At 67.9% G+C, this 14670-nt stretch carries 3 protein-coding genes; all 3 read right to left on the reverse strand.

The genetic code is table 11. The features are described from left to right. Positions 1-317: 317 nt before the first annotated feature. Positions 318-2066 (reverse strand): DNRLRE domain-containing protein, encoded by a 1749-nt coding sequence (locus tag AB0F51_RS33135; protein WP_360286193.1) that lies wholly within the window; start codon positions 2064-2066, stop codon positions 318-320. 120 nt (positions 2067-2186) lie between these two features. Continuing rightward, the gene (locus AB0F51_RS33140) at positions 2187-8300 is read right to left on the reverse strand and encodes a DNRLRE domain-containing protein (RefSeq protein WP_360286195.1); all 6114 of its coding nucleotides are present in this window, start codon (positions 8298-8300) and stop codon (positions 2187-2189) included. 232 nt (positions 8301-8532) lie between these two features. Next, entirely contained in the window at positions 8533-14550 is a 6018-nt protein-coding gene (locus AB0F51_RS33145) for a DNRLRE domain-containing protein (protein ID WP_360286197.1), read from the reverse strand. Between the last annotated feature and the right edge of the window lie 120 nt (positions 14551-14670).

Below are 14670 nucleotides of genomic sequence, written 5' to 3' on the forward strand. Positions count from 1 at the left end.
GAGGTGGTTGGGTTGCTCCCGCGCTCCGGCCCCTCCTCATCGCGCGGGCGAACCGCCTACGTGGTTGGCCGCGCTGGCGGGCGCGCGGTCTCGAGGTTTGCGATGCGCGATGGCCCGGCTCGTGTGCCGAGCGACAGGAGGTGCTCCACCGGCGAGTGCGCACCCACGCTCAGCTCACAAGCCAGCAGTCAGGAATCGGGCACTACATCCTGTCCTTCGGCACAGAGTCGGGTGTTTCTGAGCGCCAAGCTGCCTGAGGATGTCTGCTGACCTGCGGCAGCACTCTATTTAGCTCTTTCCTTTGCTCTCTTCTCCTCTTACATCGTGTTGACGGTGAATTCGCACCAGCTTGTCCATTCGCCGGGGGTGGTGCCGTCGGTGCCTTGGGTTCGCCAGGTGTAGGTGGTGCCTTCGGTGAAGGTGTCGTCGGGGATGGTGGTGCCTAGCCAGGAGCCGGAGGCGCCGGGGCCTTCGGTGGTGGTGGTGCTGGTGGGGGCGCCTAGTACTTTCCATTCGAAGACGGCGTAGACCGGGGCGCCTGTGGTGTCGCTGACTTGGGCTCTTAGTTGGGGGGTCAGGCTGGCGATGGTTGGGCGGTCGGGGCCGGTGGTGCAGACGGTTTCGGGGGCGGTGCCGCGGTCGTCTACGGCCGTTTTGGTTTGGTAGGTGACGGTGACCGTTGGCGGGTTGGCCGCGGCTTCGCGGGAGGCGAATTTCTTCCAACCGTAGTTGTCCGTTTCACTCGCTGCGCTGATGCCGATGCTGGTGCTGGTCAGCTTGTTCGCCGCCGTGTACTGGAACGCCGCGGTCACCGGGATTGTCACCCAGCCGTCGCTGCAGGCGCTCCCCCAGCCCTTGGTTTGGGTCGACGTTCCCACCTGTTCGTACTGCGCCGGCCGGTTCGTCCAGCGGGCCGTGTTGGTCACGTTGGCCACTCGGTGTGCCAGCCATCCCTTGGCTGTGCAGGAGTACGAGTGGTGTTCCCAGAGGTTCAGCGTGGCGGCCTGGATCTGCTTGTCCCACAGCCAGTTCTGGTTGTCGAACCGCAGATACGACTTGGCCTTGTTGGCGCCGCTGTCGTTCGTACCGATCTTCAGTTCGCCCGCCCCGGACTGGTCGGTGCTGTAGCTGGACTGGACGAACGCGTCGAAGTTCGCGTCCGACGTCTCCGACGAGTTGATCGTCACCGGATAGACGGTCTGCGGGTCGCTCAGGAAGCGGGCATCCGGGGTCAGCAGCAACGCTCCCTTGGCGCGGCCGAGTCCGACCGCGGCTGTCCGCGTGTGCTCGCCGGAAACCACAGTCGAGTCCCACATCGTCGGAGCTGGTACGTCGCCGCCCTCCGCCTTCCACGGCATCCTGAGCTGCTTCAGCTGTACTGCGGCCTGCCGGGTCTTCACCACCAGACGCTGCTGGTACCCCGTCCGGGTCGCCTCGACGACCAGGTCGACGCCGGGCTTCACCTCGCGATAAGTCGCTGTGGTCCCGTCGAGCTCCGGAGCCGGCAACGGACCGGACCAGCCGACGGCGGAGCGCTTGCCATTGATGCCGAGAGCAACCAAATCGTGATCACCTGGACCAGTAGGCCCGGAGAGTTTCAGCCCGTAGGGATGAGCCTTGGAGGCGACCGAGCCATCTGCTTGCCGGACGAGTGAGACGTCGACGGCGATCCACGAGCCGTTCCCGGAACGCATCCGCACCGGTCCACCGGCGATCGTCGCCTCGATCTGGCCGGTCGGCAACGCGCGGTACTCCGTGGTGTCGGTGGTCCTGCTTGTGATGACCACAGGCTTGCCGGTCGTACTGGCGGCGACGAGAGCCGCCGCCTCATCGAGCACGGCAGGCTGCTGTTCGACCGGTCTGGCCACGGCAGGTGCGTGGAGCGGACCGGCAACCAAAGCCAGGCCCACCACCGCGACGACCCAGCGGCCCGAGCGGACCGAGCCGGCCAAGCGGATCGAGCGGGGCGGGTGGATCGAGCGGGGCGGGCGGACCAAGCGGGCGGAGTGGGACGGGTTGGCCGGGCGGGCGCCGGGGCGGATGCGCGGGTTGGGATCAGGGGACATGCGCATGACCTTTCTGCGTGGCCTGCGGTGCAGGAGACAGCGCAGGCCGGTGAACTGCGAGGAGCGGAACTGCCGGGCCCGGGCGGCCCTGTGCGGGCCGCCCGGGCTTTGTTCAGCCGATCACGTGTAGCTGGACGGGAAGGGGTACTTGGGCCTCCACTGCCTGACCCGCTTCCAGACGTACGTACTGACGACGCCGAACGCACAACCCTGCGCGCCCCAGCGGCCGATCTTGTACGGGAGCTTCTTGTACTTGGCCCAGAAGGACTTCCGCAGCATCCCGCCACCGGCGCCCTTGATACAGGCCCGCACGTACTTGTTCTTGACCACCTTGCGCCAGACCCAGCGCACGTACTTGTTCCGCTTGATCTTCTTCTTGAGTGCCTTCAGCTTCTTCGCGGCCGCCTTGAGCACACACTTCTTGGTCCAGCACGGCCACTTGCCGTCCAGGTCGATCTTGTCCACCGGGTCGGCGCAGGTGTACTCGTACGAGTTGCAGCCGGCGCCCCAGATCGGGTCGACCTGCAGGAAGCGCCCGGTGGTCGGGTTGTAGAGCCGGACGCCCATCAAGACGATCCCGGACGGTGCGTCCGCGGCCCGCTGCTGCGAACCGAGCCAGCCGTAGCGCTGCTTTCCGACTGCCTCGGGGTCGCCGAGCTGACCGTACTCGTCGGCCTCGCTGGTGCTGGACAGTCCTTCGTCGCCACTGTGGATGGTGGCCACGATGTCCCCGGACAGATCGGCGATCTGCCACTCCGGTACGCCGGAGTCGCTGTCGAGGATCGCGGTCATGCCGGACAGCCCCGGGATGACCCGGGTGAACCGGCCCACGCCTTCCTCGGTCCACGCCGGTGAGTCCTCGTCGGCATCGTAGTGGTGGACGTTCGTCGCCACCTCGCCGGTCGAGTTGTCGGTCCAGGACCGGATCCGCTCACCGGTGACGTCGAGGGTGTAGTCCGTCGTCCGGCCGCCCTGGGTGACTGTGTCGACCAGGTCGTCCGCGTGGTAGGTGGCCGTCACGTTCCCGGTCGCAGGCGCTCCCGTGTCGATCGCCGGCACCGTCGTGGTCCGGCCGAGAGCGTCGTAGACGTAGCCGGGCGTGTTGACCCGGTTCGCCGCGTCGTAGGTCCAGGTACGCGAAGTCGCGGGCGTCGTCGTCTGGCAACTGCCGTCAGCAGCCGGCCCGTACTCCGCGGTGCTCGTCCTGTCCGTCGCCGAGTTGAACCCGTAGGTCCGGGTCACACACTTCTCGCCGACAATCTCCTGGACCGAGGTGACCCGTCCCGCCGCGTCCTGCTGGTAGAGCTGGCTGGACAGGGTGGACACCCGCCGGGCCGTCTGGCTGGCGGCATTACCGGTCAGCGACTCACTGAACAAAGTGCAGTCGCCGGAGGAGCACCCTGGTTTGCTGTAGGTGATCCCGGCCGGTTCGCCGGTTTCGTCGTACCGGGTGTCGACCTTGACCCCGTTGGGCCAGGTCTCGCTGACGAGTTGCCCGTCGGCGTTGTGGCTGCCGGTGTAGGCGCCGGTCTGGCTGTCGGTCACCGTGGTGAGCAGACCGCGGTAGTCGTATCCGTGGGTCCGGGTGCCCTTGCCGTCCGAGGTGGTCGCCGGCCGGCCCACCAGGTCGTAGGTGGTGGTGGACAAGTTGCCGTCGGCATCCTTGTAGGAGGTGATCCGGCCGAGAGTGTCGTAGGTACGGACGATCTCGGCGGTGACCGTCCCGTTGACGACCGACTGGCTCCGCAGGATGTTGCCGTCGGACGGGTCGTAGATGGTGCGCTGGATCGGAACCGGCGTACCGAGGCCTGCTGCCGCCACAACGCTGACCTCAGAGATCCGGCCGGCGGAGTCGAACTTCGTAGTACTGGTGCGCAGTGTCCCGGCACTGGTCTTCTCGACCAGTACTCTCTGCTGGTTGTACATGTCGTAGGTCTGCACCTTGACCGGCAGTTCAGGTCCAGTGGCCGCCTGGCCACCCGGCTGAATCCGGCAGACCAGGTTCGCCCACTCAGGCCGCAGGTCGCACTCGCTGTACCCCGAGCCGGCGGTGGCCCGGTAGTAGATCAGCTTCTGCGTGGCCGGGGTGGTGGTGGTCGTACCGCCCGCGACCTGGGTCGTCGAGGTTTCGAGACCGGTGACCGCGTCCAGGGTGCTGCGGATCGTCCGGGCCAATCCTCCTGGGTCGACAGTCGTCACCGTAGGCGTGCGCAGTGCCCAGTTGTAGGCAGTGGCCGTCACGCGGCGATCTGCCTCGACTGCGGTACCGCCCGCGCCCCAGAGCCGAACCTGCGTCTCCGTGGTGGTGACCAGGTTGTACGGACCGCCGGTGGCGGGCGCGCCCTGGTCGTAGGTGTTGCGAGTGAGGTGCCGGCCCCGGACTGTGGCACCGGTGCTGAGGCGGAGCTCCGTCTCAGGACCAACAGTGGTCTCGAGCCGCTCTCCGTCCAGCGAGTAGGTATTCACAGTGGAGTAGGCCTGCGCCAGGGTCTGCTCCGCGGCGTCGTTGTCCGACGCCGACTGGTTCAGGGCCCGTTGCCGGTTCTCCGCGGTCAGTGCGCGAACGGAGTTGCCGAAGCCGTCAAACCAGCTCGTGGTGATGTGGCCGCCCGGTGCCGCCGTGTTGACCTCCCGGCCGTTGGCATCCAGGTAGCTGATGGTCGCTCGCTCCCAGTTCGTCGGCAGCGTGCCGGTCGCTGGGTTGCCGCCAGGCACCTGGTCTGCCGGGAAGACGGCCGAGGCGTCAGTGGGCGCTTCTGCCTGCCCCCACCGCTTGGTCTGCCCCGGAGACAGGTCGTACGGCGCGCCCGCTCCGGACAGCGGCACCTTGTAGACAACGGTTTCTACAGCAGTGCCCGCGGTCAGGGCGGAGCGGGACACCTTGGCGATCCGCCCGATGGCGGGGTCGTTCGGCAGCGTGGTGTAGCTCAGCTGCCAAGGCTCCTGCCCGGCCGGTTTGGAAGTCGCGAGCACACCGTCCGCCTGGTAGGTGTAGCTGTCACCGACGTGGGTGGTGCCGGAGTCGAGCCGGGGGTCCCAGGCCGAACGCAGGCGGCCGGCGTTGTCGTAGGCGTACCGCGCAACTGTCACGGTCCGCATCGCCGGCGTGGCCAGGTCCGGGTCCCAAGCGGTGAAGGAGATCTCCTTGACCCGCCCGAGGTAGTCACCCAAGCTCGCCTCGGTGGTACCGGTGGCCGTGGTCGCCGTGGCGTAGGTGAAGTTCAGTGCCCGGCAGCCGCGTGCCATCGTCGCGCAACTGACCCCGTCCGGCACTGGTGCCAGCATGCGGGTCGGCCGGACCACCTCGGCACCGGCGATCGTCACCCGCTCCCGGTTGTAGGTGGTGATCTGGTTGCTGCCCGGCAGCGCCGTGGTCTTCGGGTAGTACTTCCCTGCTGCTGTCCCGGTGACCTTGGCGAACGTCACGATCGAGCCCTGCTCGTCCGTGAGCTTGTAGGTGTCGGTCGTGCTCGCGTAGCTAAGCTTCAGGCTCTCCTGCCCCACCTCGGGGTCGAAGTTGACGCCGTCGCGAGCCGTGAAGCCGACCGTGTCGCCCTCCGGCGTTCCGACCTGGATCAGCGTTCCGAAGACGTCGAGGGACGTGTACGGCGTCTGGGCCTCGTCCACGACCGCGCCGGAGATCCAGCCCGGGCCGAACATGCCCGACGCGTCGGTCTTGGCCGACTGACGGCTGTTGTAGGTCCGGCTGACCGTCAGGTCGCTGCCGTAGGAGTCGACCGACACATCGGTCTCGGACATCGAGAGATTGCCGGTCAGCAGGTTGACCTCACCGGGACCCACATCTTCGGTGGCCGCCGTCGCGAGGTTGCGGTCGAAGGTGAGCTTGACGGCACCCGAGGACGCCGCGGTGCCACCGGTGAAGTTGCCGCGGATCTGGACCGGCCCGTCGCGCGGGATCGACTGGGCGTCGATCGCGGCCAGGGTAGCCTCGAGGTCCCAGTTCAGCTTCGGGAACTGCCCGTTGCCACTGGTTGCCAACGGCCACGTCACTGACCCGCCACCGGCGGCGACCTTGACGTGAGCGGCCGGGATCGTCACCCAGGCGTCCGTGTCACCGCGACGCCACTGGTAGGTGACGCCGGTGGCCGTACTCCGGCCCGTGCCGACGATCGAGGTCTTGGCCGCGCTGACGTCACCCGTCTTCGGTGAGATCACCGCGCCACCACCGACAGCGAACTCGTACGCCGTCAGCGGCGACCGGTTGCCGGCCCGGTCCCGGGTCCGGACCCACAACGTGTGCGGCCCGTCCGCGGTCGGAGTGATGTTGATGCTGGTGGTCGCCCCCGGAGTGGCGGCGTTGATCACCTCGTCCGGCGGGTTGGTGTCGACGCCGTACTCGTAGGCGACGACGTCACTCACACCCGAAGCGCCGAACGTGAAGGTCCCGGCCGTTCCGGCCGCTCCTGACCACTGACCCACGGGGTACGTCGTGGACGAGACGGTCGGTGCGGTCGCGGGCGCGAGGGTGTCGACGGTGAACTCACACCAGTCCGACCACGCGCCGGGCGTCGTACCGTCGGTGCCCTGGACTCGCCAGGCGTAGCTGCCACCTTCCTCGAAAGCACCGCTCGGGATGGTGGTGCCCATCCAGGCGCCGGATGCGCCGGGGCCTTCGGTGGCGGTGGTGGTGGCTCCGCCGATCGGCTTCCACTCGAAGTTGCCGTGCACCGGAGCGCCGAGACCGTCGCTGATCTGCGCGCGCAACTGCGGCGTACGGGTGGAGATGTACGGACGGGCGGCGCCGGTGCCGCAGACCGTTTCGGGTGCGGTCGTCCGGGCGTTCACCGCGGTCTTGGTCTGGTAGGTGATCGTCACGAAGGGCGGGTTGGCCGCGGCCTCACGCGACGCGAACCGCTTCCAGCCCGCGTTGGTGGTGTCGCTGGTGGCCTTGATGCCGAGGTTGGTCTTGGCCGCATGGTTGGTGGCCGTGTGCTGGAACGCGGCAGTCGCCGGAACCGTCACCCAGCCGTCGCCGCAGGAGCTCGAGAACCCCTTCGTCTGCGTCGACGTACCGACCTTCTCCAGCTCGGCCGGTTGCGCGGTCCAGCGCGCCGCGCTCGTGACCTCGGCGGTGCGCCACGCTTCCCAGCCCGCTGCCGCGCAGGAGAACGAGTGGGTCTCCCACAGGCTCAGCGTGGCGGCCTGGATCTGCTTGTCCCACAGCCATTCCTGGTTGTCGAACCGCAGGTACGACTTGGCCTTGTTGCCACCGCCGTCGTAGGTGCCGAGCTTGAGCTCGGTCGAGGCGGACTGGTCGCTGGTGTAGGTGTTCTGCACGAACGTGTCGAAGCTCGCGCCCGAACTCTGCGACGGGTCGATCGTCACCGGGTAGACGGTCTTCGGGTCGTTCAGGAAGCGGGCGTCCGGCGTCAGGACGAGCGCGTCCTTGGCCAGGCCGAGCCCGACCGGAGCCCGCCGCGTGTGCTCACCGGATGCTTCGTCGACGGTCGAGTCCCACATCACCGGAGCCGGTACGTCGCGACTCACGGTGGCTGACGAGACCTTCAGGCCACCTTCGCCGTCGAGCTTGGTGGTCATCCCGTCGGTCTTCCACGGCATCCGCAACTGCTTGACCTGGGCAACAGCTGCTTTGTTCTTCACCAGCAGGTGTTGCTGGTACCCCGTCCGGGTCGCCTCGACGACGAGGTCGACGCCGGGCTTCACCTCGCGGTAGGTGGCGACGTTGCCATCGAGCTCGGGAGCCGGCAACGGTCCGGACCAGCCGAGGCTGGAACGCTGGCCTTTCGCACCGATGCTGACCAGTTCGTGGTCTGCCTTGCCGGTGGTGGCACCGGCGAGCTTCAGCCCGTACGGATGGGCTTTGGGAGCCACCGAACCGTCGGCCCGCTGGACCAGCGTCACGTCGACGTCGATCCATTCGTCGTCCTCGTCCCGTATCCGGACCGGACCGGCGGCGACGGTCGCCTCGATCCGGCCCGACGGCAGCGCGCGGTACTCGGTGGTTTCGGTGGTCTTGCCGGTGATCAGCACCGGCTTGCCGGTCATCCTGGCGGTGACGACGGCGGCTGCCTCGTCAGGACGCTCGAGGGGTTGTTCGGCGGTCTGGGTGGTGTCGTCCGTGGGGGCAGCCACGGTTTCAGCGGGATTCTGCAGCACGGCGGCCACCAGGGCCAGGCCGACCGTGACGCCGATCCAGCGCGCTGATCGGCGGCCTGGATAGGCGCCGAGCAGGCGTGATCTCGGATAGGGCATGGGGAACCTCTCTGCGAAGCCGGTTTCCACGCACGGCACAGCACATCGCGCGGCGACGCGGCGGATGGTGTGAGCTGAGGGGCGAGCAGTGGGCGGGAACCTGAGGGTGGGCGGGACGGAACTCCTCGAGCTCAAGCGTGCTGCCTGAGCCCACTCACCGACAGGGAAGAAGTGGACAACTTCCCTTACTGGCCAGAACTGCCCGGCGTCGCCGGGCAGTTCTGGTAGAAGATCAGCGGCTCCACAACCACTTGCTGACCACCGAGCGGTAGCAGCCCTGCCAGCCCCATCTCTTCCAGTTCATCTTGTACCGCGGCCGGTACCCGTACCGGCCCCGTGCTCCCCTGGTCGAGGACAAGCCGACCGCGCCCATCACGCACGCTTTGCCGTACTTCTTACCGCGCCGGATCTGCCTGTCCGTCCACTTCTTGAACTTCCGGCCGGCATGCATGATGAAGCAGTCCCCACACCAGCTCCACTTCGACTTCCGCTTGCCGATGCTGAAGCACCACTTCCGGAAGCCCAGACAAGTCCGTTTCCCGTCCAGGTCGGTCTTGTCGACCGGGTCCGCGCAGGTGTACTCGTAGGCGTTGCAGCTACCGCCGTAGACCGGGTCGGTCTGCAGGAAACGTCCGCTGACGGGGTTGTAGAGACGGACCCCCATCAGCACGATCCCGGACGGCGCGTCCGCGGCGCGCTGCTCGGCGCCGAGCCACCCGTACCGCTGCTTGCCGATCGCCTCGGAGTCACTCAACCCGCCGTACTCCGTGGCCTCTCCCGTGGTCGACAGGCCCTGGTCACCATCGTGGATGGTCGCGACGATGTCGCCGGACAGGTCGGAGACCTGCCACTCCGGTGCACCGCTGTCACTGTCCAGTACTGCGCTCATGCCCTTCAGTCCGGCGATGACCCGGGTCCACCGATCGGGACCCTCCTGCGTCCAGACCGGCGAGTCGTCGTCGCCGTCGTAGTGGTGGACGTTGCGCTGCACCTCACCGGTCGCGTTGTCCGTCCAGGACCGCACCCGTTCACCGGTGACGTCGATGCTGTAGTCGGTCGTCCGGCCGGCCTGGGTGATCGTGTCGACCAGGCTGTCCGCGTGGTACGTCGCCGTGAGCTCTCCACCGGCCGGGTTGCCGGTGTCGACGGCCGGTACCTTCGTGGTCCGCCCCAGGGCGTCGTACTCGTAGCCGGCCGTGGTGACCCGGTTCGCTGTGTCGTACGTCCATGTCCTGCTGCTCGCAGGTGTATCGGACTGGCAACTGCCGTCCGCGGCCGGACCGTACTCCGTACTGGTGGACCTGTTCGTCGCGACGCTCAGCGAGTACGCCCTGGTCACGCACTTCTCGCCGACCGTGTCCTGCACCGACGAGACCCGACCCGCCAGGTCGTGGGCGTAGACCTGGGAGGACAAGGTGCTGACCCGCTTCGCCGTCTGGCCCAGGCCTGACCTGGTCAGCACCTCGCGGAACAAAGTACAGTCGCTGGCCGCGCAACCCGGCTTGCTGTAGGTGATTCCAGCTTCCTCGCCGGCCTCGTCGTACGAGGTGTCCACCTTGACGCCGTTCGGCCAGGTCTCGGTCACCAGCGTGCCGTCGGCGTTGTAGTCGCCGGTGTAGGTGCCGCTCTGGCTGTCGGCGACCGAGGTGAGCAACCCACGGAAGTTGTAGCCGTAGGTCCGGGTGGCCAGTCCGTCGGTGCTGGTGGCCGCCCGGCTCAGCAGGTCGTACGTCGTGGTCGACAAGTTGCCATCGGCATCCTTGTACGACGTGAGCCGGCCCAGCGTGTCGTAGCCGCGAACCACCTCGGCGGTGACCGAGCCGCCCGAGACGGACTGTGTCCGCAGGTGCTCGCCGGTGACCGCGTCGTACACGTTGCGCTCGGTCGGCACGGCCGTACCGAGACCCGTCACGCTCGTCTCCAGCACCCGCCCAGCAGCGTCGTACGTCGTCGTGGTGGTCCGCAACGTCGCCGCACTGGTCTTCTCGGTCCGCACCCGCTCCTGGTTGTACATGTCGTACGTCGTGACCGTGGCGGGCAGTTCCGGGCCGGTGGCCGCTTGGCCGCCGGGCTGAACCCGGCACGGCAGGTTGGCCCATTCCGGGTGGAGATCGCACTCGGCGTACCCGGAGCCCGCCGTAGCCCGGTAGTTGATCGTCTTGCGTGTTGCCGGGGTGTTGGTGGTGGTGCCGCCGGCGGCCTGGGTGGTCGAGGTTTCGAGTCCAGTGACCGGGTCAAGCGTCGTACGGACCGTCTGTGCCAGACCGCCTGGATCGTTGGTGACCACTGTCGGCTGCCGGAGTGTCCAGTTGTAGCCGGTGGTCGTGACTCGGCGGTCGGCTTCGACTGTCGTACCGCCGGCGCCCCAGACACGGACCTGCGTCTCGTCGGTGGTCACCAGGTTGTACGGGCCGCCAGTGGTCGGCGCGCCCTGGTCGTAGGTCTTCCGGTTGAGCTGGCGGCCTCTGGTGGTGGTCCCGTTGGCAAGGCGGACCTCCGTCTCGGGCTTCAGCGTGGTCTCCAGCCGCACACCGTCCAGTGAATAGGTGTTGATCGTGGAGTAGGTCTGAGACAGTGTCTGCTCCGCGACGTCGTTGTCGGAGGAGGACTGGTCCAGGGCCCGCTTGCGGTTCTCGGCGGTGAGCGTACGGACCTCGTTGCCGAAGCCGTCGTACCAAGTCGCCGTCAGGTTGCCGCCGGGCTTGGCCTCGTTCACCTCGCGGCCGTTGGCGTCGAGGTACCTGACGGTCGCCCGCTCCCAGCTGGAGCCGTTCGGGAGTTGGTCGGCCGGGAAGATGGCAGTGGCGTCGGTCGGAGCCTCCACCTGCCCCCAGCGCTTGGTCTGTGTCGGCGAAAGGTCGTTGGGAGCACCAGAGCCGGACAGTGGGACTTTGTAGACGACCGTCTCGACCGCAGTACCTGCAGCGAGAGCGGAGCGGGTCACCTTCTGCAGGCGGCCGGCACCGGAGTCACCCGGAACTGTGGTGTAGCTGAGCTGCCACGGCTCCTTGCCCGCGGGCTTGATGGTGGAGAGAACGCCGTCCGACTGGTAGTCGTAGGTGTCCTTGCCGCTGGTCCGCGGATCGGCCACCGACCGGAGCCGACCAGTGTTGTCGTAGCTGTACCGGGCCATCGGAACAGTCCGCATGGCCGGGGTGGCCAGGTCAGGATCCCAAGCGGTGAAGGAGATCTCCTTCACCCGGCCTACGTAGTCACCCCAGGTCGACTCGGTTGTGCCGGTGGCAGTCGTGGTGGTGGCGTAGGTGAAGTTCAGCGCACGGCAACCACGGGCAACCGTCGTACAGCTGACGCCGTCCGGCACGGGCGCGAGTACCCGGGTCGGCCGCAGTACCTCGGCACCTCCGACTGTCACCCGCTCCCAGACGAACGACGTCCTCTGGTTGCTGCCTGGCATGGTGGTGACGGTCGGGACATACTTGCCGGCCGCGGACCCGGCGATCCGGCCGAACGTGACGATGGTGCCCTGGTCGTCGGTGAGCTTGTAGGTGTCGGTCGTGGAGGCGTAGGTCAGCTTGAGCGTCTCCTGACCGACCTCCGGATCGAAGTTGACGCCGTCGCGGGCGGTGAAGCCGACCACGTCGCCATCCGGCGTACCGACCTGGCGGAGCGATCCGTAGACGTCCAGGGAGGTGTACGGCGTCTCCGCTTCGTCGACGACCGCGCTGGAGACCCACCCGGGACCGAACATGCCCGAGCCGTCGGCCTTCGCGGACTGCCGGCTGTTGTAGGTGCGGCTCACGGTCAGGTCGCTGCCGTAGGAGTCGACCGTGACGTCGGTGTCGGACAGGCTGACGTTGCCGGTCAGCAGGTTGACCTCACCCGGACCGATCTCCTCCGCGGCCGCGTTGGCCAGGTTGCGGTCGAAGGTGAGCTTCACCGCGCCGGAGGACGCCGCAGTACCGCCGGTGAAGGTGCCGCGCAACTGAAGGGGTCCGTCGCGCGGGATCGACTGGGCGTCCGCCGCAGCCAGGGTCGCCTCGATGTTCCAGTTCAGCTTCGGGAACTGGCCGCCCCCAGAGGTCGGGAGCGGCCAGGTGACAGCACCACCGCCCGCGGCCAGTTGCACATGTGCCGCGGGGATGTCGACCCAGGCATCGGTGTCGCCGCGACGCCACTGATAGGTGACACCGGTGGCGGTGGAACGCGCGGCACCGGTGATGGAAGTCTTGGCCGCACTGATGTCACCAGCCTTAGGAGTCAGTACTGCGCCCCCGCCCACGGCGAACTGGTAGGCCGTCAGTGGGGATCGGTTGCCGGCCCGGTCTCTCGTCCGGACCCACAACGTGTGCGGGCCGTCCGCCGTCGGGGTGATGCTGATGCTCGTGGTCGCCCCTGGAGTGGCAGCGTTCACGACCTGGTCCGGCGGGTTCGTGTCGATGCCGTACTCGTAGGCGACGGCGTCGCTGACTCCGGAGGCGCCGAAGGTGAAGGTCCCGGCCGTGCCTGCCCCACCCGACCACTGCGAGACGGGGTAGGTCGTCGAGGAGACAGTGGGCGCCGCTGCCGGGGAGATGGTGTCGACGGTGAACTCACACCACGAGGACCACGCACCGGGCGTAGTACCGTCCGTGCCCTGGACTCGCCAGGCGTAGCTGCCACCCTCCTGGAGGGCGCCGCTGGGGATGGTGGTGCCCATCCAGGCGCCGGATGCGCCGGGGCCGACGTTCACGGTCGTGCTGGTTCCGCTGATCGGCTTCCACTCGAAGGTGCCGTACACCTGGGCGCCGAGGCCGTCGCTGATCTGCGCCCGCAACTGCGGCGTCAGGCTGGAGATGTACGGGCGGGCCGTGCCGGTCGCGCAGACCGTCTGCGGTGCGGTGGCCTGGGTGTTGACCGCCGTCTTGGTCTGGTAGGTGATCGTCACCGACGGCGGGTTGGCCGCAGCCTCCCGGGAGGCGAACCGCTTCCAGCCGGCGTTGTCGGTCTCGCTGGCCGCCTTCAAACCGATGGTCGTCTTGGCGAGCCGGTTCGTGGCCGTGTGCTGGAAGGCAGCGGTGACCGGAATCGTCACCCAACCATCACCGCAGGAGCTCGAGAAACCCTTGGTCTGCGTGGAAGTGCCGACCTTCTCGTACTCCGTCGGCTGCTTCGTCCAGCGGGCCGTGTTGTCGACGTCGCCCGTGCGCCAGGCCTCCCATCCGGCCGCGCTGCAGGAGAACGAGTGGCTCTCCCACAGACTGAGCGTGGCTGCCTGGATCTGCTTGTCCCACAGCCATTCCTGGTTGTCGAACCGCAGGAACGACCTCGCCTTGTTGCCGCCACCGTCGTACGTCCCCACCTTCAGCTCGGTCGCGGCGGACTGGTCGCTGGTGTAGGTGTTCTGCACGAACGTGTCGAAGTTGGCACCCGAGGACTGGGACGGGTCGATCGTCACCGGGTAGACGGTCTTCGGGTCGTTCAGGAAGCCGGCATCCGGCGTCAGGACCAGCGCGTCCTTGGCCAGGCCGAGTTTGATCGAGGCGCGGCGGGTGTGTTCGCCGGACGCTTTGTCGACAGTCGAGTCCCACATCAGCAGGCCCTGCGCGTTGTTCTGCAGGCCTTTGGACGGCATCCGAAGTTGCTTCACCTGCTCCGCGGCGGCACGGCTCTTCACCATCAACTGCTGCTGGTATCCCGTCCGCGTCACCTCGACGACGAGATCGACACCGGGCTTGACCTCCCGGTACGTCGCGATGGTCCCGTCCAGCTCAGGCGCCGGCAAGGGTCCGGCCCAGCCCAGCGACGATTGCTTGCCTGCGGCACCCATCGTCACGAGCGGATGGTCACCCTTGCCCGCCGCCGCGCCGGACAGCTTCAGATCCTCCGGATGCGCGATCGGCGCGACCGAACCGTCAGGCCGGCGAACCAGCGTCAGGTCGACGTCCGTCCAGTCGCCGTCGTCGGCTCGCATCCGGACCGGGCCGGCCGCGACGGTCGCCTCGATCTTCCCCGACGGCAACGCCCGGTACTGCGTTGTCTCGGTGGTCCGGCCGGAGATGATCACGGGTTCTCCGGTGATCCTGGCCGTCGTCATGGCCGAGGCTTCGTCCGGCCGTTCCAGTGGCTCGTTCGGGGGCTGGTCCGCGACCGCCTGCGCGGCGGCCGCGGCAGCCGCCTTCCGGGCGGCATCGGCATCAGGTGGCGGGACCAGGAACTCGGCGACGAACGCCAGGCCCACCACCGCGGCGATCCAGCGCACCGAGCGGGGCGTCGGATAACCGCGCAGCAGGCGCGATCTCGGATCGAACATGGCAGAGACCTCCGGGGCGGAAGGAGCGGAATATCGCCCCCAGGGTGAACTGCGCCCGCCCCGGCTCACCAGGGAAGAAGTGGACACTTTCGCTAACTGGCCAAGAGAGCCGGACCTCCA

Origin of the sequence: Kribbella sp. NPDC023855, from assembly GCF_040639475.1 — a bacterium.
In the GTDB taxonomy this organism is placed as follows: domain Bacteria; phylum Actinomycetota; class Actinomycetes; order Propionibacteriales; family Kribbellaceae; genus Kribbella.

What these genes read in the sequence shown, in the direction of transcription:
- AB0F51_RS33145 (WP_360286197.1), bottom strand. Translation starts at nt 14,550, where the DNA reads ATGTTCGATCCGAGATCGCGCCTGCTGCGCGGTTATCCGACGCCCCGC.
- AB0F51_RS33135 (WP_360286193.1), bottom strand. Translation starts at nt 2,066, where the DNA reads ATGTCCCCTGATCCCAACCCGCGCATCCGCCCCGGCGCCCGCCCGGCC.
- AB0F51_RS33140 (WP_360286195.1), bottom strand. Translation starts at nt 8,300, where the DNA reads ATGCCCTATCCGAGATCACGCCTGCTCGGCGCCTATCCAGGCCGCCGA.